The sequence below is a fragment of the Streptomyces sp. NPDC057271 genome, from assembly GCF_042668715.1.
In the GTDB taxonomy this organism is placed as follows: domain Bacteria; phylum Actinomycetota; class Actinomycetes; order Streptomycetales; family Streptomycetaceae; genus Streptomyces.
On the sequence record NZ_JBHUYJ010000020.1, the window covers coordinates 55710 to 77921 of the forward strand.

The 22212-nt window shown below is 70.0% G+C and carries 15 protein-coding genes; 9 read left to right on the forward strand and 6 right to left on the reverse strand.

Annotation, left to right across the window (positions count from 1 at the left end; genetic code table 11):
• Positions 1-126: 126 nt before the first annotated feature.
• Positions 127-2721 carry a SpoIIE family protein phosphatase gene (locus ACFUJR_RS12745; RefSeq protein WP_383166868.1) on the forward strand — a complete coding sequence of 865 codons (2595 nt, stop codon included), beginning with the start codon at positions 127-129 and terminating at the stop codon, positions 2719-2721.
• Between the two features lie 119 nt (positions 2722-2840).
• Here ACFUJR_RS12745 and ACFUJR_RS12750 read toward each other — a convergent pair whose 3' ends face one another.
• Together ACFUJR_RS12750 and ACFUJR_RS12755 are read right to left on the reverse strand one after the other, a co-directional pair.
• Complete coding sequence (locus tag ACFUJR_RS12750) at positions 2841-3566, reverse strand: PspA/IM30 family protein (RefSeq protein ID WP_383166865.1); 726 nt, start codon at positions 3564-3566, stop codon at positions 2841-2843.
• A gap of 83 nt (positions 3567-3649) precedes the next feature.
• Positions 3650-5839 carry a TPM domain-containing protein gene (locus tag ACFUJR_RS12755; protein ID WP_383166862.1) on the reverse strand — a complete coding sequence of 730 codons (2190 nt, stop codon included), beginning with the start codon at positions 5837-5839 and terminating at the stop codon, positions 3650-3652.
• Between ACFUJR_RS12755 and ACFUJR_RS12760 the strand changes: the two genes are divergently transcribed.
• Positions 5840-6985, forward strand: a complete 1146-nt coding sequence (locus tag ACFUJR_RS12760; protein WP_383166859.1) for a hypothetical protein — start codon at positions 5840-5842, stop codon at positions 6983-6985.
• Between the two features lie 85 nt (positions 6986-7070).
• Here ACFUJR_RS12760 and ACFUJR_RS12765 read toward each other — a convergent pair whose 3' ends face one another.
• The 4 genes from ACFUJR_RS12765 to ACFUJR_RS12780 all read right to left on the reverse strand — a co-directional run bounded on the left by ACFUJR_RS12765 (position 7071) and on the right by ACFUJR_RS12780 (position 10868).
• A complete protein-coding gene (locus ACFUJR_RS12765; protein ID WP_383166856.1) occupies positions 7071-7841 on the reverse strand; it encodes a succinate dehydrogenase/fumarate reductase iron-sulfur subunit in 771 nt (256 codons plus the stop codon).
• Complete coding sequence (locus ACFUJR_RS12770; protein WP_383166853.1) at positions 7838-9721, reverse strand: fumarate reductase/succinate dehydrogenase flavoprotein subunit; 1884 nt, start codon at positions 9719-9721, stop codon at positions 7838-7840. The genes ACFUJR_RS12765 and ACFUJR_RS12770 overlap by 4 nt, the downstream gene beginning before the upstream one ends.
• A gap of 1 nt (position 9722) precedes the next feature.
• The gene (locus ACFUJR_RS12775) at positions 9723-10559 is read right to left on the reverse strand and encodes a hypothetical protein (protein ID WP_383166850.1); all 837 of its coding nucleotides are present in this window, start codon (positions 10557-10559) and stop codon (positions 9723-9725) included.
• Positions 10560-10637: 78 nt separating this feature from the next.
• Positions 10638-10868 (reverse strand): hypothetical protein, encoded by a 231-nt coding sequence (locus ACFUJR_RS12780; RefSeq protein WP_383166847.1) that lies wholly within the window; start codon positions 10866-10868, stop codon positions 10638-10640.
• Between the two features lie 260 nt (positions 10869-11128).
• Here ACFUJR_RS12780 and ACFUJR_RS12785 point away from each other — a divergent pair, with 260 nt between their 5' ends.
• From ACFUJR_RS12785 to ACFUJR_RS12815, 7 genes are all read left to right on the forward strand, one after another.
• Entirely contained in the window at positions 11129-13522 is a 2394-nt protein-coding gene (locus tag ACFUJR_RS12785; RefSeq protein WP_383166844.1) for an ABC transporter family substrate-binding protein, read from the forward strand.
• 304 nt (positions 13523-13826) lie between these two features.
• The gene (gene typA, locus ACFUJR_RS12790) at positions 13827-15728 is read left to right on the forward strand and encodes a translational GTPase TypA (protein ID WP_383166841.1); all 1902 of its coding nucleotides are present in this window, start codon (positions 13827-13829) and stop codon (positions 15726-15728) included.
• Between the two features lie 561 nt (positions 15729-16289).
• Complete coding sequence (locus tag ACFUJR_RS12795; protein WP_383166838.1) at positions 16290-17933, forward strand: ABC transporter substrate-binding protein; 1644 nt, start codon at positions 16290-16292, stop codon at positions 17931-17933.
• 89 nt (positions 17934-18022) lie between these two features.
• Positions 18023-18949, forward strand: coding sequence for an ABC transporter permease (locus ACFUJR_RS12800; RefSeq protein WP_383166835.1), 927 nt, complete (start codon positions 18023-18025; stop codon positions 18947-18949).
• A complete protein-coding gene (locus tag ACFUJR_RS12805; RefSeq protein WP_383166832.1) occupies positions 18942-19895 on the forward strand; it encodes an ABC transporter permease in 954 nt (317 codons plus the stop codon). Before ACFUJR_RS12800 ends, ACFUJR_RS12805 begins: the two co-directional genes overlap by 8 nt.
• Before the next feature lie 17 nt (positions 19896-19912).
• Positions 19913-20971 carry an ABC transporter ATP-binding protein gene (locus ACFUJR_RS12810; protein WP_383166829.1) on the forward strand — a complete coding sequence of 353 codons (1059 nt, stop codon included), beginning with the start codon at positions 19913-19915 and terminating at the stop codon, positions 20969-20971.
• Positions 20964-22127, forward strand: a complete 1164-nt coding sequence (locus ACFUJR_RS12815) for an ABC transporter ATP-binding protein (RefSeq protein ID WP_383166826.1) — start codon at positions 20964-20966, stop codon at positions 22125-22127. The genes ACFUJR_RS12810 and ACFUJR_RS12815 overlap by 8 nt, the downstream gene beginning before the upstream one ends.
• The last annotated feature ends 85 nt before the right edge of the window (positions 22128-22212 follow it).

The following is a 22212-nucleotide window of genomic DNA, read 5'->3' on the forward strand; positions in this document are numbered from 1 at the left end:
ACCGAGGGCTCGGCCGGAAATGAACGAGACCACCCTGTGATCGTGAACGTCGTGCCGTCGGGGGCCGTAGTGCTGAATACTGCGGGCATGGCCGGTCCGGTGCGGTGAGCTGGAGGGGACGGTCGCGTGAGCGAGATACCTGAGACGGCGAGCGGCTTCGTGTGGCAGAGCAGCCCGCCCGGCTCGATCTATGACTACATCAGGGTCGCCTCCTTCTCGATAGGGCCTGACGGGCTCGTCGATCAGTGGAGCCGCCGGGCCGTCGACCTCTTCGGTGTGCCCGCCGAAGACGCCATGGGTAAGGATCCGGTCGAGGCCTTCATGCCTGCCGACCTGCGTGAACGCGGGCGTCGCAGGGTCGCCGAGATCCTCGACGGCCGCGAGTGGACGGGCCTCGTCCCCTTCCGGATCCCCGGCCAGGACCGCAGCGCGAGCCGTGACGGCATCGCCGAGATGTACGTGATGCCGAGCCGCACCACGACCGGGGAACGAGCCGCGCTCTGCATCGTCGTCGACGTACGGGCGCTGCGGCACATCGAGACCGACCTCGCCGCTTCGCAGGCGATTTTCGGCCAATCCCCTTTTGGCTTCCTCCTCTTCGGCACCGACCTCACCGTGAAGCGCGCCAACCAGCGCTTCGCCACCGTCTTCGGCGGCTCGGCCGACGACCACCGGGGCCGCACCGTCCACGACTACCTCTCCCGACCCGAGGCCGACCGGATGACGGCCGCGCTCCAGAGCGTCCTGGAGACCGGTGAGGCCGTCACGGAGCTGCAGATCGTCGGCGCCCCTCCCGGCTCCACCGACCGGCGCCACTGGTCGATCAACCTCTACCGCGTGCACAGCGGCTCCGGCCGGCCCGTCGGCGTCGCCGGACTCGGCATCGACGTGACCCGCCGCCACAACGCGGCCCGTGAGGCGGCCAGCGCCCGCCGCAACCTCGCCCTCCTCAACGAGGCAGGCGCCCGCATCGGCAACTCCCTCGATCTGGAGGCCACCGCCCGGGAACTGCTCGACGTGACCGTCCCCGGTTTCTGCGACCTCGCCTCCGTCGACCTCTACCAGGGGCTGCTGACCGGGGACGAGGCTCCGCCCGGACGGTGGGGGAGCTCCCACGACGTCGGCTACGGCGCGGGCAGCGCCGAACTGCGCCGCGTCGCCTTCGCGAGCGCGGTGTCCGACACCCCGCTCCGCAACCCCGACGGGACGGCCGGCACCGGCACCGACGCGGGCGACGGCTGTTGCGGCGCCGGGCCCGTCGAGGTCGGCTCCGTCCACCGCTACCCCTTCAACTCGCCCTGCGCCGGAGCTCTCCGCACCGGCCGGGTGAGAACCGTCCCCGGTGGCGACGGCAGTCTCGTCCACTCGACCCTCGTCGTGCCGATGGTCGCCCACGACACCGTCGTCGGCCTCGTCCAGTTCTCCCGGACCAAGGGCAGCGAGCCCTTCGGGGAGCGGGACCGGGCCCTCGCCGTCGAACTGGCCGCCCGCGCGGCGGTCTGCATCGACAACGCCCGTCTCTACCGCCGCGAGCACGAGCGGGCCCTGATCCTGCAGCGCAGTCTGCTCCCGCCCGGCGACCCCGAGGCCGCCGGCCTCGACATCGCCTGCCGCTATCTCCCCGGCACCACGGCCACCGAGGTGGGCGGCGACTGGTTCGACGTCATCGAACTCCCCGGCCACCGCACCGCCCTGGTCATCGGGGACGTCATGGGCCGAGGCCTGCGCGCCGCCGTCGCCATGGGCGAACTGCGCACCGCCGTCCGCACCCTGGCCCAGCTCGACCTGGAACCCGCCGAGGTCCTCTCCCACCTCGACGAGATCGCCCGCGGCCTCGGCGCACCCGCCGGAGCCCAGCAGAGCGCCCGCGCCCACAAGCCCCGTGGACCGGAGCTCTCCGAGGTCTACCTCGCCACCTGCGTCTACGCCGTCTACGACCCCGTCACCCGGCGCTGCACCTTCGCCAACGCCGGCCACCTTCCGCCGGTCCTCGTCGAACCGGGCGAGAAGGCCCTGCTGCTCGACGTGCCGCCGGGGATGCCGCTCGGCGTCGGCGGAGAGCCCTTCGAGGAGGTGGAGGTCGAGCTGCCCGAGGGCTCCCTGCTGGCCCTCTACACCGACGGGCTCGTCGAGTCCCGGGACCATCCACTCGACGAGGGGCTCAGCGCCTTCCGCGGCGCGCTCACGGACGCGGCGCTGCCCCTCGAAGACGTCTGCGACCGGGTGCTGTCCACCCTCGACACCGAGCACGGCGAGGACGACATCGCCCTCCTGATGGCCCGTATCCAGGGGCTGCCGTCCGGCGCCGTCGGGGACTGGCGGCTGCCCCGTGAGCCCCGCTCGGTCGGCCGGGCCCGTGAACTGGCGCGCGCCCAGCTCACCGCCTGGGACCTCGAACCGCTCGTGGACACCGTCGAACTCCTGGTCAGCGAACTGGTCACCAACGCCCTGCGGTACGGCGAGGGCGAGATCCGGCTCCGGCTGCTCCGCGACCGGACCCTGGTCTGCGAGGTCTGGGACTCCGGACTCGTGCAGCCACGGCGCCGCCGAGCCCGGGACACCGACGAGGGCGGGCGCGGACTGCAGCTGGTCGGACTCCTCAGTGCCGCCTGGGGATCGCGCCGTACCCCCCGGGGCAAGACCGTCTGGTTCGAACTGCCGCTGCCGGACGGCGAGGGAGCCGCGGAGCCGACCGTGGAGCAGCTCCTGAGCATGTTCTGACCGGTGCCGCACCACCCCGCGCGCGGGCGGGGTGGGCGCTCCGGCTCCCGCACCGCTCCGGCTCCCGCTCTCGCTACCGCTCCGGCTCCCGCACCGCTCCCGCTCTCGCACCGCTCCGGCTACCGCTCCGGCCCTCGCTCCCCCTTCAGCGCCGCGAGCCGCGCCTCGATCTCCGCGCTGTCGCCGAGCGTGTCCAACTGCTCGAACTGGGCGTCCAGCGAGGAGGCGGCCAGCTCCTGCTTGCCCATCGCCCTCGCCTCCTCGCGCCGGACCTTGTCCTCGAACCGGCTCAGCTCACTCGTCGGGTCCAGCACGTCGATGTTCTTCACGGCGTCCATCATCCGGTTCTGCGCCTGCGCGGACGTGGCCCGGGCGACCAGCTCGTCGCGCTTCGCCCGGAGCTCGCCCAGCTTGGCCTTCATCCGGTCCAGCCCGTCCTTCAGCTTCCCCACCACCTCGGTCTGCGCCGCGATGGTCGGCTCGGCCGTCTTCGCCTCCTTCTCCGACTGAAGCTGGCGCTCAAGCGCGACCTTCGCCAGGTTGTCGAACCGGTCCGCCTCCGCCGTCTGCCCCGCGGCCCGCAGCTCGTCCCCCTTTCTGCTCGCCGCCCGCGCCTTCCCGCCCCACTCCTTCGCCGCGGCCATGTCCTCCTGGTGGTCCTGCTCCATCAGTCGCAGATTGCCGATCGTCGCCGCGACCGCCTCCTCCGCCTCCGTGATGTTGTTGCTGTAGTCGCGGATCAGCTGGTCCAGCATCTTCTGCGGGTCCTCCGCCTGGTCCAGCAGCGCGTTGATGTTGGCCTTCGCCAGCTGGGTGACGCGGCCGAGGACGGTCTGCTTCGTCATGGTCCTTCTCCTTGAGCAGCACGGTGAACGCGGTGAGCGAGGTGGACGCGGGGAGCACGGTGGACGCGGTGAGCCGTGAATCGTCAGAAGCGACCGCCACCGCCCAGTCGGCCGCGGGTTCCCCCGCCGCCGAAACGCCCGGGTCCGCCTCCACCGAACCCGCCTCCACCGAACCCGCCCCCACCGAAGCCCCCGCCTCCCCTTCCTCCGCCGAACAGCCCGCCGAGGATGATGCCGCCGAGCACCGCTCCGCCGAGCCCGCCGCCGCCTCCCGCCCCCGGTACACCGCCCAGGCCGTTCGGGTTCCCGTACGTGCGGACGTCCTGCTCGGCGAGGTCCTGCGCCCGCCGGGCCAGCGCGCCCGCCTGCTGGGCCTCGCCGAGGCCCGCCTGCGGGTCGTCGGCCTCCGCCAGGGCCGCCGCCTTCTCCAGCCGGCGCTGGGCCTCGGCCAGGCGCGTACGGGCCTCGCTGCCCACGGCCCCGCGATGGGTGGTGATGTAGTCGGCCGCCGCTCCAACGGCGGAACGGGCCGTCAGCATCGTCTGGTCGAGGAGCGCGCGGGCGCGCCGCGTGCCCGACTCGCGTTCCCGTGCGCCCGCCAGCGCCTCGTCGAGCGCCGTGTCGGCCTCCTCGATGCGGCGCAGCGCGTCCAACGGGTCGTGGCGGCCCGCGTCCATCCTCCGCCGCACATCCGCCACGACCGCCTCCGCGCGGGCGATACGGCCCTGGAGGTCGGCGGTGGAGACCCCCTCGGCCGTGCCCTGGAGCATTCCGCGGGCGTCGGCGAGGTCGGCCTCGGTCTCGGAGAGCGCGGTCGTCAGCCTGCCCACGGCCTCGGCCAGCTCCTTCGCCCGCCGGTCGACGGCCTCGGTGAGCCGGGCCGCCTGGTCGACCGCGCCCTCGGCCGCCCGGATGTGGACGGCCGCGACGCCGTTGTCGCCCGCCTCGACGGCCTGCCGTGCCTGGTCCACATGCGTCGTCGCGAACACCATCCGTTGCTTGGCCTGTTCGACGTCGCTCGCCACGGGGGAGGCCGCGGACTCGGCGTACCGTTCCCGCATCGCGGTCAGTGCCGCCTCCGCCGTGCCGACCTGCCCGGACTGCTCGCGGAACGCGGCCTCGACGGCGGCCAGGGCCTCGGGGGCATCGCGCTCCAGGGCCCGTAGCCGGTCGAAGTCCTCGGACCGGGCGTCCAGACGCGCGTTCGCCTCGTCGCAGCGCCCGATGATCTCGTCGAGCATCGAGCGGCGGGTCGCGTCGTCCTCGGGGAAGGCGTCGTCGAGCTTCTGGCGCAGCCGGAACGCGGCCGTCAGCTCCTCCTTCGCGAACGCCATCGCCTCCGTGAAGGGCCCGACCGCCTCCTCGCCGAACTGGGCGGTCGCGAAGCCGAGTTCCTCCTGGCTGGTCCGGACGGCGTCGTCCGTGGCGACGAGCGCCTGCCGGGCCTGCCGGTCCAACACGGACAGCGTCGGCTGGGCGGGCTCCTTCGGAGCGCCCCAGCCCCGGCCGCCCGGTGCGCTCGCGCCCGCCCCGGCGCCCGCCCCGGCGCCCGTCCCGGCTCCCGTACTGTCGCCTCTCCCGGCGCCCTCCCCGGCGCCCGTTCCCGCTCCCGCCGCGGGCCGCCGGCGGCGCTTGCTCCAGACGTACGCGGCGACGACCCCGGCCCCGCCGACGAGGACGACGGGCACGACGAGGTCCGTCCCCGAGGCGCCGTCGTCCACGGTGCCGTCGTCCCCGGTGCCGCCGGGATCGGCGACGCCCGGGGTGATCGTGGGCGTGGGCACGGGCCGTCCGCCGAGGACCGCGTCGTAGCCGTTCGCCGCGCCGATCACGGCGCCCGCCCAGTCGTTCTGCCGGAGCGGCGGCTCGATCGCGGTCCGGGCGACGTCGTCGAGCTGTGCCTGGGTGAAGCGGGAGTCCGGGTCGGCCGAGTAGCCGTACTGCCGGTCGTGCGTGGCCACCGCGAGCAGGATGTCGTCCACGCCCAGGCCGTTGCGCTCGGCCGTGGCGTCGGCCCAGCCCTGGCCCGAGCGCCCGGAGAAGTCCCGTACGTACACGACGAAGAGCTGGACGCGCCGGTCGTCGTAGAGCTGGTCCAGGGCCTGGGCGACCGCGCTGCGACGGTCGCCGAGCGCGCCCACCGTGTCGGTGATCTGCCCCTCGCGGGACAGCACGACGGGGTCGTCGGCGCGGGCGCCGTGAACGGCGGGCACGGTCAGCCACCACGCCGCCACCAGCACCGCGAGGAGGGCTCGGGTGGCTGTTCGCGTCACATGGGGAGGTTATGTCCCGGTTCGGGGGCCCGCGACCGGGCGGAACCGCCCCCTCGGCCCCGAGCGTCACTGTCAGTAGCCGCCCCTAGGGTGGTGATCACGACATCGACGATCTTGGGGGACCGGGTGGACGGACGCGTACGCGGCTGGTGGCGGCGGGGGAGATGGATCGCCCTCGGTCTCGTCCTCCTTCTGGTCCTCCCTCTGGGCGGCAGCGCGATCGCCCTGCGCGTCAACTACGCGGGCGAGCTCCAGGACGGGACGAAGACCCGCGGCAAGGACGCGATCTGGCTGGGCCACGCCTGGGTGGACGGCCGGAAGAAGGACGCCGACCTCGCCGAGTTCGCGGCCCGGATCAAGGGGACCGGCATACGCGACCTCTACGTCCACGCCGGGCCGCTGGAGCACGACGGCACCCTGCCCGCCGCCCGCTACCCCCGCGCGGCGTGGCTGATCCAGAGCGTCCACCGCACGATGCCCGGCATACGGGTGCATGCCTGGCTCGGCGACATCCTGGCCACCGAGGGACCCGAGGGGCTCCGTCTGGAGGACGCGGCCTCACGGACCGCCGTGGTGGGCTCGGCCCGGCAGATCCTCGACGCCGGCTTCGACGGGGTCCACTTCGACCTGGAGCCGCTGCTCTCCGACGACGCGCACTGCCTGTCCCTCCTCGACGACCTCGGTGAGCTGACCAGCGCCCGCAAGGTCCCGCTCTCCGTCGCCGCCCACCAGATCGACCCGCTGCCCGCCCTGCACTCGGTGAACGGCGCGGTCAGCGGCAGCGAGAAGTGGTGGTCGCAGGAGTTCTTCGGGCAGGTCGCCCGCAGGGTCGACCAGATAGCCGTCATGTCGTACGACACGTGGATGCCGCTGGAGAGCCTCTACGGCGGGTACGTCGCCCAGCAGACGAGCCTTGCCCTGGAGGTCACGCCCGAGGACACCGACCTGCTCATGGGCCTGCCCTTCTTCCACGAGGACGACCTCGGCCACCACGACTCGGCGGAGACCGTGGCGGCCGCGATCCGCGGCACCCGGCTGGGCCTGGGGCGCACGGACCGCGACCGCGAACGGTTCGGAGTCGCGCTCTACGTCGACTTCGCCGCGAAGGAGGGGGACTGGACGGCCTACCGCGAGGGCTGGCACTGACGTCCCCATCCGCCGGGGGGAGGGGCGGGCCCATCCGGCAGGGGGAGGGGTGGGCCCATCCGGCAGGGGGAGGGGTGGGCCGTCCCTACCCCTCCCGCCGCCGGATCTTGTTGCCCAGCCACACCAGCGGGTCGTACTTGCGGTCCACGGCCCGCTCCTTCAGCGGGATCAGGGCGTTGTCCGTGATCTTGATGCCCTCCGGACACACCTCCGTACAGCACTTGGTGATGTTGCAGTACCCGAGCCCGTGCTCGTCCTGCGCCGTCCGCCTCCGGTCGAGGCCGGCCTCAGCCGCCGCGTCCAGCGGGTGCATGTCCAGCTCCGCGACCCGCATGAGGAAGCGCGGCCCGGCGAACGCGCCCTTGTTCTCCTCGTGGTCCCGGACCACATGACAGGTGTCCTGGCACAGGAAGCACTCGATGCACTTACGGAACTCCTGCGAGCGCTCCACATCCATCTGCCGCATCCGGTACTCGCCCGGAGCGACCCCCTCCGGCGGCACGAACGCCGGGATCTCGCGCGCCTTCGCGTAGTTGAAGGACACGTCCGTCACCAGGTCGCGTACGACCGGGAAGGCACGCAGGGGCGTGATCGTGAGGGTCTCCGCGTGGTCGAAGGTCGACATCCGGGTCATGCACATCAACCGGGGCCGCCCGTTGATCTCGGCCGAGCACGAACCGCACTTGCCCGCCTTGCAGTTCCAGCGCACGGCCAGATCCGGGGCCTGTGTGGCCTGCAACCGGTGGATGATGTCGAGGACCACCTCGCCGTCGTTCACCTCGACCGTGAAGTCCCTCAGCTCCCCGCCGGCGGTGTCGCCCCGCCACACCCGGAAGCGCGCGTCATAGGTACTCACTCGTACAGCTCCTCCTCGGCCAGGTACTTGACCAGCTCCTCCTTCTCGAACAGCGCGAGGAGGTCCGGACGAATGGGTTCCGTACGGGTGCGTTCGAGGGCGACGCCCTCCTCCGCCGGATGGCACAGCAGGTTCACCGGACGCCACGCCCGGTCCATCGACGGGTAGTCCTCCCGGGTGTGCCCTCCGCGGCTCTCGGTCCGCTCCAACGCGGCCCGGGCCACGCACTCGCTCACGAGCAGCATGTTCCGCAGGTCGAGCGCCAGGTGCCAGCCCGGGTTGAACTGCCGGTGCCCCTCGACCCCGGCGCGCCGCGCCCGGGCGCGCAGCTCGGCGATCCGCTCCAGGGCCTCGGCCATCTCGCCCTCCCGGCGGATGATGCCGACGAGGTCGTTCATCGTCTGCTGGAGCTCCTGGTGGAGGGTGTACGGGTTCTCCGCCGACGGCTCCTCCGCCGCCCCGAACGGCGCCAGCGCCTCCGCGGCCGCCGTCGCGACCCCCGCCTCGGAGACGCCCGCGCGGGAGGCGGCGGCCGCGTACTCCGCGGCGTGCCACCCCGCCCGCCGCCCGAAGACCAGCAGGTCCGAGAGCGAGTTCCCGCCGAGCCGGTTGGAGCCGTGCATCCCGCCCGCGACCTCCCCCGCGGCGAAGAGTCCCGGCACCCCCACGGTCGCCGCGGTGTCGGAGTCGACCGCGACCCCGCCCATCACGTAGTGGCAGGTGGGCCCGACCTCCATGGCCTCCGCCGTGATGTCGACGTCCGCCAGCTCCTTGAACTGGTGGTACATCGAAGGCAGCCGCCGCTTGATCACCTCGGCCGGCATCCGGGTCGACACATCGAGGAAGACGCCGCCGTGCGGGGAGCCGCGCCCCGCCTTCACCTCGGCGTTGATGGCCCGTGCCACCTCGTCGCGCGGCAGCAGCTCGGGCGGGCGACGGTTGTTGTCCGGGTCCTCGTACCAGCGGTCACCCTCCGCCTCCGTCTGCGCGTACTTCTCCTTGAAGACGTCGGGGACGTAGTCGAACATGAACCGCTTGCCCTCGGAGTTGCGCAGCACTCCGCCGTCGCCGCGCACCGACTCGGTGACCAGGATCCCCTTCACCGACGGCGGCCAGACCATCCCGGTCGGATGGAACTGCACGAACTCCATGTTCACCAGCGGCGCGCCCGCGAGCAGCGCCAGCGCGTGGCCGTCGCCCGTGTACTCCCAGGAGTTGGACGTCACCTTGAAGGACTTGCCGATGCCACCGGTCGCCAGGACGACGGCCGGCGCCTCCAGGACGAAGAAGCGGCCGGTCTCCCGTTCGTAGCAGAAGACCCCCGCCACCCGTCCCGACTCGTCCCGCAGGACGCGCGTGACCGTGCACTCCTGGAAGACCTTCAGCCGGGATTCGTACTCCCCGCTCTCCCGGAAGTCCTCCTGCTGGAGGGCGACCGTCTTCTGCTGGAGCGTGCGGATCAGTTCGAGACCCGTGCGGTCGCCGACGTGCGCGAGGCGCGGGTACTCGTGACCGCCGAAGTTGCGCTGGGAGATCCGGCCGTCCGGCGTACGGTCGAAGAGGGCGCCCCAGGCCTCCAGTTCCCACACCCGCTCGGGCGCCTCGCGCGCGTGCAGCTCCGCCATCCGCCACTGGTTGAGGAACTTCCCGCCGCGCATGGTGTCGCGGAAGTGGACCTGCCAGGTGTCGTGCGGATTGACGTTGGCCATGGAGGCGGCGATGCCGCCCTCGGCCATCACCGTATGGGCCTTGCCGAACAGGGACTTGCAGATGACGGCCGTCCGTGCGCCCCGCTCGCGCGCCTCGATCGCGGCGCGCAGCCCCGCGCCGCCCGCGCCGACCACGACCACGTCCCACTGCTGCCGCTCGACTTGCGCCATGTCAGAAGATCCTCGGGTCGTCGAAGGTGCCGGTGGCGAGCAGGTACACGTACAGATCGCAGACCGCGACGGAGATCAGCGAGGCCCACGCGAGCAGCATGTGACGGGCGTTGAGCTTCCCGACCAGGTTCCACATCCGGTAGCGCACGGGATGCCTGGAGAAGTGCCGCAGCCGCCCGCCGACGATGTGCCGGCAGGAGTGGCAGGAGAGGGTGTACGCCCAGATCAGCACGATGTTGATCAGGAAGATCACCGTCCCCAGACCCGCGTGGCCCCAGGCGTACGAGGAGTCCCGGAAGGTCAGCACGGTGTCGTACGTGAGGATCGCGGCGACCGGCAGCGCGGTGTAGAAGAAGTACCGGTGGATGTTCTGCAGGATCAGCGGGAAGCGCGTCTCGCCGGTGTACGTCCGATGGGGTTCGGCGACGGCGCAGGCCGGGGGTGATGCCCAGAAGCCCCGGTAGTACGCCTTGCGGTAGTAGTAGCAGGTCAGCCGGAAGCCGAGGGGGAAGATCAGGATCAGCAGGGCGGGGGAGAGGCCCCACCAGCTGCCGAAGATCTCCCAGTTGGGCCCGCCCTTCATGGGGACGCAGTTCTCGGCCAGACAGGGCGAGTAGAACGGCGAGACGTACGGGGCCGCGTAGTAGTCGCTGTTGGCGAAGGCTCGCCAGGTGGAGTACGCGACGAAGGCGAGCAGTCCGGCGGCGGTGGCGGCCGGTGCCAGCCACCAGCGGTCGGTGCGCAGATGGCGCGGGGCGATGGCCGCACGGGAAGGGGAGTGCACGCCGGTGGCGCGCACCCCCCTTCCTGTGGACGGCGGTTCGGTTCCTGTGGCCAAGGTCGGTCTCCTCGGGCGCGTTCCGACTGTCGGTCTCCCGGGGCCTCCAGCGGCTGCCGCTCCCGGAGGCCGCGGGACCTAGGGTGCGTGCCGGTCGCGTGCTCCCAGGCCCTCGTCGTCGGTGTCCGAGCCCCACAGCGCGCTGTCGTACGGCGTGTCGGGGATCGTCACGAGGTTCTCGGGCCGGCCGGGGGCTGGTGGCGCGGTGGCGCCCCGTTCCGCCGCGACGCTGCGTTCCAGTTGTCCGACCGTGCGGACCAGGTCTTCGAGGCAGCGCTTGACGGCCGCCAAATCATCCTGAACGGACATGGGTTGCCCTCACTTCCGCGAGTGCGGGTGGCGAACACGCGCCTGAGAGTGTCGCGCGTCACATCCCGCTTGTGAAGCCATGTGTACGGGATTCCACTCGTCCGGTGAACCGCGCCGCCCGGCGGTTGGGCCGCACGGGTGGGGTTTGTCCGCCCCGCCGCCGTGTCGGCGTGGCCGGATCCGGTGCGTCGCTTTCAGTGTATGAGCAATAGGTGTGATCATCGCCAAATGCCATGAAACTGGACGAAGGGGTACAAGTCATGTCCCAGGTCGGCGCCCCTCGCGGGAGGACATGCTCCAGGAGCCCCCGCTCCCGCACGCTTCGCTCCGCCGCCACGCTCACCAGCGCGGTGCTCGCCATCACCGTCCTCGCCGGATGCAGCTCCGGCGACGAGGCCGACGAGACCCCGGCCGCCGCTCCGGACCACGCCCCGGCCGCGCGCGACAAGATCGCCGACGGCGGCACGCTGAACTGGGCCGTGGACGCGATGCCGACCACGCTCAACGCCTTCCAGGCCGACGCCGACGGGGCGACGTCGCGCGTCGCCGGAGCCGTGCTCCCCGCCCTCTACACCCTCGACGAGCGCGGCCGGCCCCGGCGCAACGCGGACTATCTGGAGTCCGCCCAGGTGATCGAGACGGAGCCCAAGCAGATCGTCCTGTACAAGCTCAACCAGCAGGCGGTGTGGAGCGACGGCCGGGAGATCGGCGCCCCCGACTTCGTCGCGCAGTGGCGGGCCCTGAACGGCCGGGACACCGCGTACTGGACCGCCCGCAACGCCGGCTACGAGCGGATCGAGAAGATCGAGCGCGGCAAGGACGACCTGGAGGTACGGGTCACCTTCGCCCGGCCGTACGCCGACTGGCAGTCCCTCTTCACCCCGCTCTACCCGAAGGAGGTGACGGGGACCCCGAACGCCTTCAACGACGGCGCCCGCACCACCCTGAAGGCGACTGCAGGACCGTTCCTGCTCAAGGCCGCCGACAGCAAGGCCGCCACCGTCACGCTCGTCCGCAACCCCCGCTGGTGGGGCCGGTCCCCCAAGCTCGACCAGGTGGTCCTGCGTGCCGTGCCGCGCGACGAGCGCATCGCCGCGCTGGCCGCGGGCAAGCTCGATCTGGCCGAGATCGATCGGTCGGCCGCCGACCGCATCGCCCTCGCGGTACGGGACGCCCAGGCCGGCGGCAGTGCCGGGCAGCCCCTCGCACACGGCCCCGGCGCCGCGATCACCCCGTCGGCGGCCCTGAAGTCCTGGGCGCTGGCGAACGGCTCCGACGAGGGCAAGGCGCAGGCGGTCCAGGCCGCGCGCGAGAAGAACCAGCAGGCCGTCGACAGGTATGCGGCCGAGCAGCGGGCGCTGGGCACGTTCGTGGTCCGCAAGTCCCTGGAGCCCGCGTACACCCAGCTCTCCCTGAACGGTGAGAGCGGCCCGCTCTCGGACGAGCGGGTACGCAGAGCGGTGGCGCGCGCCCTCGACCGCCAGGAACTGGCCGAAGCCGTACTCAAGCCGCTCGGGCTGCCCGCCCGGCCGCCCGGCAGCCACCTGGCGCTCGCGGGGCAGGCGGCGTACGCGGACAGCAGCGACGCGCTCGGTGGTCAGGACGCCAAGGAGGCGCGGGCGCTGCTCGCGGACGCGGGCTGGGTCCCCGGCGGTGCGAACAAGAAGCCCGCCGGGACGAAGGCAGGCAGCGAGGCCGAGGAGAAGAAGGCCGAGGAGAAGAAGGCCGAGGAGAAGGGCAAGGCGGGCTCGGCCGACGAGGCCAAGAAGCCCGAGGCCGCCGACACCGCCTCCGACGAAGGCCTCTACATCGTCGGCGACGACAAGCCGGGCGGCACCGCGGGCGAGCCCGTGATCGGTGCCGGAGCCCCGGAGAACGGCACCACCGTCGTCGCCCCGGCCCCCGGGCTGCTGCACCGGGCCGCCCTGCTCGACGACGAGCCCGGCGCCGGTGCCGACGGAACCGCCGACTCCGGCGGCACCGAGGCCAAGGCGCAGAACCCGGCCCGTCCCGACCGGGGCGCCCCCGGGGCCTACGCCCCGCGCGGCACCGCGGCCCCGGCCGTCCCCGCGGGCGCCTCCCAGGCCCTCGGCAAGGACGGCGAGCCGCTGAACCTGCGCTTCGTCCTGCCCTCGGGTCCGGGCTCGGAGTCGCTCCGCGCCGTCGGGGAGAAGATCGTCCGGATGCTCGACGCGGTCGGCATCCGGACCGAGGTCAGCAAGGTCGCCGACGAGAGCTTCTTCAAGGACCACATCGCCGCCGGCGACTACGACCTGGCCCTCTACTCCTGGCCCGCCTCCGCCTTCCCGGCGACCGACGCCCGGCCGATCTACGCCAAGCCCGAGGTGGCCTCGGACGGCTCCCTCCTGGTCGAGCAGAACTACGCACGCGTCGGCACCGACCGAATCGACCAGTTGTTCGATCAGGCGGTGTCCACGCTCGACGAGAAGGAGGCGCTGGACCTGGTCCGTCAGGCCGACGCCCGGATCTGGGCCGCCGCAGGATCGATTCCCCTTTATCAGCGCCCCCAGCTGGTGGCGGCCAAGCCCGAGCTGGTGAACGCGGGCGCCTGGGGCTTCGCGACCCCGCGTTACCAGGACATCGGGTTCAAGAAGCCCGAATCCGCCAAGGGTGCGGAGCGCAACACCAAGTAGGCGAAACCGCAGGTCACAACCTCAGATGCAGCTCAATTCCCTTGCCCGCCGGCTCCCCCGGCGGGCAGGATCACGTCCGGCCCCTTGACCCGGCCGGTTCGCGCACGCTCAGTGCCTCTCCTCATCCCCAGTGCACCGCACCACCGAGGCGTCCCCAGGCCTCCAGCAGGCCCTCTCGAATCAAGGCGGGGAAGCCCCTTGCGCGGCGGCCCCGTACCATAGGACATAGCCGTGGCGCGTCCGCCCGGCGGGCGTAAGAGGAACTGACGCCGCATCCCACGATCCGAGAGAAGCGCAAGCACCCATGCCCACGCGCCACGACATCCGTAACGTCGCCATCGTCGCCCACGTCGACCATGGCAAGACGACCATCGTCGACGCCATGCTCAAGCAGGCCGGTGCCTTCGCCGCCCACCAGCAGCTCGACGACCGCATGATGGACTCGAACGACCTGGAGCGTGAGAAGGGCATCACGATCCTCGCCAAGAACACGGCGGTGAAGTATCACCCCAAGGACGGCGGGGCCCCGATCACGATCAACATCATCGACACCCCCGGCCACGCCGACTTCGGTGGCGAGGTCGAGCGCGGTCTGTCGATGGTCGACGCGGTCGTTCTGCTCGTCGACGCCTCCGAGGGTCCGCTGCCGCAGACGCGCTTCGTGCTCCGCAAGGCCCTCCAGGCCCGGATGCCCGTCATCCTCTGCATCAACAAGACCGACCGTCCGGACTCCCGGATCGACGAGGTCGTCAACGAGACCTACGACCTCTTCCTCGACCTGGACGCGGACGAGGACCAGATCGAGTTCCCGATCGTCTACGCCTGCGGCCGTGACGGCATCGCCTCGCTGACCAAGCCGGAGGACGGCACCGTCCCGGCCGACAGCGACAGCCTGGAGCCCTTCTTCTCCACCATCCTGGAGCACGTCCCGGCCCCGTCGTACGACGAGGACGCGCCGCTCCAGGCCCACGTCACCAACCTCGACGCCGACAACTTCCTCGGCCGTATCGCGCTGCTCCGTGTCGAGCAGGGCGAGCTGCGCAAGGGCCAGACGGTCGCGTGGATCAAGCGGGACGGCACGATCTCCAACGTCCGCATCACCGAGCTGATGATGACCGAGGCGCTCACCCGCAAGCCGGCCGAGGTCGCCGGCCCCGGTGACATCTGCGCCGTCGCCGGTATCCCGGACATCATGATCGGCGAGACCCTGGCGGACCCGGAGAACCCGATCGCGCTGCCGCTGATCACGGTGGACGAGCCGGCCATCTCCATGGTCATCGGCACCAACACCTCCCCGCTGGTCGGCCGTGGCGGCACCGGCAAGGGCGCGGACGCCAAGTCCGCCGTCAAGGACCGCAAGGTCACCGCCCGCCAGGTGAAGGACCGCCTGGACCGCGAGCTCATCGGTAACGTCTCGCTCCGCGTGCTGGACACCGAGCGCCCCGACGCCTGGGAGGTCCAGGGCCGTGGTGAGCTGGCGCTCGCCATCCTGGTCGAGCAGATGCGCCGCGAGGGCTTCGAGCTGACCATCGGCAAGCCGCAGGTCGTCACCCGCGAGATCGACGGCAAGACGCACGAGCCCGTCGAGCGCATGACCATCGACGTGCCCGAGGAGCACATGGGTGCGGTCACGCAGCTCATGGGTGTCCGCAAGGGCCGCATGGACAACATGTCGAACCACGGCTCCGGCTGGGTCCGCATGGAGTTCGTCGTTCCGTCCCGTGGCCTGATCGGCTTCCGTACGGAGTTCCTGACGCAGACCCGCGGCACCGGCATCGGCCACTCGATCCACGAGGGCCACGAGCCGTGGTTCGGCACGCTGACGACCCGTAACAACGGTTCGCTGGTCGCCGACCGCGCGGGCTCGGTCACCGCGTTCGCGATGACCAACCTCCAGGAGCGCGGTGTCCTGTTCACCGACCCCGGCACCGAGGTGTACGAGGGCATGATCGTCGGCGAGAACTCGCGCTCCGACGACATGGACGTGAACATCACCAAGGAGAAGAAGCTCACCAACATGCGCTCCTCCTCGGCCGACTCCTTCGAGGCGATCGTGCCGCCGCGCAAGCTCTCCCTGGAGCAGTCGCTGGAGTTCTGCCGCGACGACGAGTGCGTCGAGGTGACCCCGGAGGCCGTGCGCATCCGCAAGGTCGTCCTGGACCAGAAGGAGCGCGGCCGTTCCGCGTCGCGCGCCAAGAACGGCTGACCGAGCGAGGCTCGACCGGCACCGGCGTCTCGCCGGTCCCACCAGCACCACCGGAACACCGGCAACGGCCCCCACGGGATCCCCGCGGGGGCCGTTCCCCGTTGTGGGCCCCTCCCGAACCCTCCAGGACCCTCCCCTCCGGAACGCTCCAGGGCCCTCCGGAACCCTCCGGCCGGAGGCGCACAGCGTGGCGAATCTGACAGTTCGGATGGGCAGGAACGCGTCAAACCGATTTCCCGTCCCGATGTTCGATTTCCGGACGTCGCTCTCCGGAACGTGTGTTAACGGTCCGTTTCGGGGGTGTCTGTCTGTGATCAGTTTGTCCGGATTTCGGTCTCAAGGCCCTTACTGATGTTGCCAAAACGAGACCACTTAAGTGTGGTTTACAGCCCGGACGTACTTAATAGTTGGCTCCATTGAGCTCGGGTCAATGGGTCACGCACTGTGGGGAGTGTCGACTCACGAGCACACTAGGGGCACTTGAGTCCAATGCCGTCAGGGGTGTCGGCGAACTCGAAGTGCCCCCCTTGTAGTGACAAGTGGACTCATGAGGAGGAACCCATGCGCGGTGCCAAGAGCGCCAAGTGGGTAGCGGGCGCGATCGTCGTGGCCCTGGCAGCAACCGCCTGTGGCGGCAGCAACGACAAGGGCGGGGAGGGTGAAGGCAAGGCGAAGACCGGCGGCTCTGTGAGCGTCGGCATCTCCGAGCCGAAGCGCCTCGTCCCGCAGACGACGACCGAGTCCGAGGGCTCGCAGGTGCTGGACGCGCTGTTCCGTCCGCTCGTCAGCTACGACGACAAGAACCAGCCGGTCGAGGACGCTGCCGAGTCGATCACGACGACGGACAACCAGCTCTGGACCGTCAAGATCAAGCCCGGACAGAAGTTCCACGACGGCACCCCGGTGACCGCCAAGAGCTACGTCCAGGGTTGGAACTGGGGTGCCTACGGCCCGAACGCGGCCGACGGCAACTACTTCTTCGCCACCATCGAGGGTTACGACGCCCTCAACCCGGCGGACCCGGACGGCGAGGAGGGCCCGAAGAAGGCCCCCGAGCCCTCCGCCAAGGAGATGTCGGGCCTGAAGGTCGTGGACGACACCACCTTCACGGTCAAGCTGGCGAAGCCCTTCGCCGACTACAAGACCGTCCTCGGTTACACGGTCTTCTACCCGCTGCCGGATGCCGCGATCGCCAACATCAAGGCGTACGAAGAGGCTCCGATCGGCCAGGGTGCCTTCAAGATCGAGGGCAAGTGGGAGCACAACAAGGCGATCAAGGTCGTCAAGAACCCTGACTACACGGGCACCAACAAGCCCAACGTGGACTCGGTGACGTACAAGATCTACCAGGCCCAGGAGACGATGTATAAGGACGTCGTCGCCGGCGCCCTCGACGTCATCCCGCAGGTTCCGACCTCCGAGCTGGCCAACGCTCCGAAGCAGTTCGGTGACCGCTTCAAGTCGTCCCCGGCCTCGACCTTCCAGTTCGTGTCGTTCCCGACGTACGACAAGAAGTACTCGAAGCCCGAGGTCCGCAAGGCGATCTCCATGGCCATCGACCGCGAGGAGATCACCAAGGTGATCTTCAACGACTCGCAGGCCCCGGCCCGCTCCTTCGTCTCCCCGGTCGTCGGCGGCTACCGCGACAACACCTGCGGTGAGTCCTGCAAGTTCGACCCGGCCGCCGCCAAGGCCCTCCTTGCGAAGGCCGGCGGTGTCGAGGGCAACAAGATCAACATCGGCTACAACGGCGATGGTGGTCACAAGGAGTGGGTGGACGCCACCTGCAACCAGATCAAGAAGAACCTCGGCGTCGACTGCGTCGGCCAGGCCGTGCCGCAGTTCGCCGAGATGCTGACCCAGGTCGAGCAGAAGAAGTTCTCCGGCATGTTCCGCATGGGCTGGATCATGGACTACCCGTCCATGGAGAACTACCTCGGCCCGCTGTTCACCACCGGTGGTTCCTCGAACTACTACGGCTACAGCAACAAGCAGTTCGACAAGCTGGTCGAGGACGGCCGCGCCGCCAAGACCCCGGCCGAGGCGATCAAGTTCTGGCAGCAGGCCGAGGACGTCCTCGTCCAGGACATGCCGGTGATCCCGCTGCGCTTCGGCAAGAACGTGTTCGCGCACAGCAAGAAGGTCGCGAACGTCGAGATGGACCTCTTCAACCGGGTCGACGTCACGAAGATCTCGCAGGCCTAACAGCCTCAGGCATCTGACCCAAACGAATAGTCGAGAACGGCGGCGGGGGCGGCAACACCGGCCCCCGCCGCTTCTCGCGAGGAGGACCCATGGGCCGGTTCGTCATCCGACGAATCCTTCAGATGGTGCCCGTCTTTGTCGGCACCACGTTCATCGTCTTTGTGCTCGTCACGCAGATGGGTGGCGACCCCATCCAGAACCTGTACGGCGAGAAGCCAGTCCCTGACAACATCAGAGCGACCCTCACCGCCCAGTACCACCTGGACGAACCGTTCTGGATGCAGTACTGGTACTACTTCACCGGACTGCTCCAGGGAGACTTCGGTGAGTCCATCGCGCAGGGTCGGCCTATCGTCGACCTCCTCGCGGAGGCTTGGCCGGAGACGCTGAAGGTCGCTGGTGTGGCCTTCTCCTTCGAGCTGCTCATCGGCGTGACCGCCGGTGTGCTCGCCGGGATGCGCCGCGGCAGCTTCATCGACAACCTGGTGCTCGTCTCCACCCTGACCGTCATCGCCATCCCGATCTTCGTGCTCGGTAACGTCAGCCAGAACTTCCTCGGTGTGGAATGGGGGCTGTTCCCCGTCGCCGGCACCGACGACGGATTCGTGAGCTACCTGCTGCCGGGTATGGTGCTCGGCTCCGTCTCGCTCGCGTACATCGCGCGACTGGCACGGGCTTCCGTCGCGGAGAACCTCCGCGCCGACTACATCAGGACCGCGAAGGCCAAGGGCCTTCCGAAGAGCCGAGTGATCGGCATCCACGTACTGCGCAACTCGCTGATCCCTGTGGTCACCTACCTGGGCGCCGACCTCGGCTCCCTCATGGGCGGCGCCATCGTCACCGAGGGCATCTTCAACATCCCCGGTGTGGGCTTCCAGCTGTTCAGCTCGCTCAACGTGGAGGACGGACCGGCGGTCGTCGGATTCGTCAGCCTGCTGGTGCTCGTCTATCTGATCACCGCGCTGATCGTCGACCTGCTGTACGCCGTGCTTGACCCGAGGATTCGCTATGAGTAACCCGACCAAGTCGCCCGAAGAGGCTTTCACCGAGAGCAACGCCGGGACCGTCGTGCCCGGTGCGGTCTCCAGCAAGCAGGACAAGCCGCGCAGTCTCGCGCAGGACGCGTTCCGGGACCTGATCCGCCGACCGATGTTCCTCGTCTCGGCGTCCCTGATCCTCTTCATCCTGACCATCGCCGCCTTCCCGGGCCTCTTCACCAGCGTCGAGCCGCTCGACTGCGATCTGAAGAACTCGATGGCCGGCCCGAGCGGTGACGCCTGGTTCGGCTACAACTTCCAGGGCTGCGACGTCTATTCGCAGACGGTCTACGGCACCCGCAACTCGATCATCGTGGGTGTGCTGACGACGGTCTTCTCCCTGCTCATCGGCGGCTTCATCGGTGTGCTCGGGGGCTTCTTCGGCAAGTGGACGGACGCCCTCCTCTCGTTCGTCACCAACGTCTTCTTCGGACTGCCGCTGCTGCTCGCCGCGATCGTCATCCTGAACAACTTCCGTGACGACAAGGGCATGCGCAACGCCGGTGTCATGGCCGTGGTCCTGACGCTGACCGTCGTCGGCTGGATGTCCATGGCCCGCGTCATGCGCGGTGCCGTCATGCAGGTGAAGCAGGCGGACTACGTCGCCGCGGCCCGTTCGCTGGGTGCCTCCACCTGGCGGCTGATGTTCCGTCACGTCGTGCCGAACTCCGCCACTCCGGTGGTCGTGGTCGCCACGATCTCCCTGGGTGTCGTCATCAGCGCGGAAGCGACGCTGAGCTTCCTCGGTATCGGCATCAGGCCCCCTGCCATCTCCTGGGGCGTGATGATCGCCGAGGCGCAGCAGCGCATCTCCCAGGGGCTGCACCCGCTGCTGTTCCCGTCCGGAATGCTCACCATCACGGTGCTCGCCTTCATCATGCTCGGCGACGCGGTCCGTGACGCCTTCGACCCGAAGCTGCGCTGAGAGTAAGGACGAACGCAGTGACCACCATCGACAAAACCGCGAGCGTCCCCGCGCCGCGTGACGGCGCGACCCACGACGGTCCGCTGCTCGACGTACGCGACCTCCATGTGGAGTTCCGCACCCGTGAGGGTGTCGCGAAGGCCGTGAACGGCGTCTCGTACTCCGTGAACGCCGGCGAGACCCTCGCCGTGCTCGGCGAGTCCGGTTCCGGCAAGTCCGTGACCGCGCAGGCCATCATGGGCATCCTCGACACCCCGCCGGGGTTCGTGACCAAGGGAGAGATCCTCTTCCGTGGCCAGGACATGCTCAAGATGTCCGAGGACGAGCACCGCAGGCTGCGCGGCAGCAAGATCGCGATGATCTTCCAGGACGCGCTGTCCTCGCTCAACCCCGTGCTCAGCGTCGGCTACCAGCTCGGCGAGATGTTCCGGGTGCACCAGGGCCTCTCCAAGAAGGAGGCCAAGGCCAAGGCGATCGAGCTCATGGACCGGGTGAAGATCCCGGCCGCCGCGGCGCGGGTCAACGACTACCCGCACCAGTTCTCCGGCGGTATGCGCCAGCGCATCATGATCGCGATGGCGCTCGCCCTCGAGCCCGACCTCATCATCGCGGACGAGCCCACCACGGCGCTCGACGTGACCGTCCAGGCTCAGGTGATGGACCTGCTCGCGGAGCTCCAGCGCGAGCTCAACATGGGTCTGATCCTGATCACCCACGACCTCGGCGTCGTCGCCGACGTCGCGGACAAGATCGCCGTGATGTACGCGGGCCGGATCGTCGAGCAGTCGCCGGTGCACGAGATCTACGCGCGCCCGGCCCACCCGTACACCAAGGGTCTGCTCGACTCGATCCCGCGCCTGGACCAGAAGGGCCAGGAGCTCTACGCGATCAAGGGTCTGCCGCCCAACCTGCTCAAGATCCCGTCGGGCTGCGCCTTCAACCCGCGCTGCCCCAAGGCGGACGACGTCTGCCGTACGGACGTGCCGGTGCTCGCGCCGGTCACCGAGCAGGACGGCACCGATCTGCCGGGCCGCGGCAGCGCCTGCCACTTCTGGAAGGAGACGATCCATGGCTGAGCTCAGCAAGGCTGCTACATCGCCCGAGGGCTCGGCCGCGGACGCGACTCCGAACGTCACCGAGGTCCCCGGGGCCGACGCGACGAGCGAGGCGGAGGCCGTGGCCGCCATCGGGGCGCCGGTCGATCGCGGTGAGCCGATCCTGCAGGTGCGCAACCTGGTCAAGCACTTCCCGCTGACCCAGGGCATCCTGTTCAAGCGCCAGGTCGGCGCGGTCAAGGCCGTGGACGGGGTCTCCTTCGACCTCTACCAGGGCGAGACCCTCGGCATCGTCGGCGAGTCCGGCTGCGGCAAGTCCACGGTCGCCAAGCTCCTGATGACCCTGGAGAAGGCGACCGCGGGCGAGGTCTTCTACAAGGGCCAGGACATCACCAAGCTGTCCGGCAGCGCCCTGAAGGCCGTCCGCCGGAACATCCAGATGGTGTTCCAGGACCCGTACACCTCGCTGAACCCGCGCATGACGGTCGGCGACATCATCGGTGAGCCCTTCGACATCCACCCCGAGGTGGCCCCGAAGGGCGACCGGCGCCGCAAGGTGCAGGAGCTGCTCGATGTGGTCGGTCTGAACCCCGAGTACATCAACCGCTACCCGCACCAGTTCTCCGGAGGCCAGCGCCAGCGCATCGGTATCGCCCGAGGCCTCGCGCTCAACCCGGAGATCATCATCTGCGACGAGCCGGTCTCGGCCCTGGACGTCTCCGTCCAGGCGCAGGTCATCAACCTGATGGAGAAGCTGCAGGACGAGTTCAACCTCTCCTACGTCTTCATCGCGCACGACCTGTCGATCGTCCGGCACATCTCGGACCGGGTCGGCGTCATGTACCTCGGCAAGATGGCCGAGATCGGTACGGACGCGCAGATCTACGACCACCCGACGCACCCCTACACCCAGGCGCTGCTGTCGGCGGTCCCGGTCCCGGACCCGGAGGCCCGCGAGGGCCGCGAGCGGATCATCCTCACGGGTGACGTCCCCTCGCCGGCCAACCCGCCGTCGGGCTGCCGCTTCCGCACCCGGTGCTGGAAGGCGCAGGAGAAGTGCTCCACGGAGATCCCGCTGCTTGCGATCCCCGAGCGCTTCCAGGGCCAGGACACCCCGGCCGCGCACGAGTCGGCGTGTCACTTCGCCGAGGAGAAGGACGTCGTCCACGCCGGATGACCGAGTTCGACGCGTGAGGTGGCCTGCCGAGTTGCACGGGTGCCCCACACTGTTCTTTTCCCAGGTGTAGTGCCGGTGTACACCC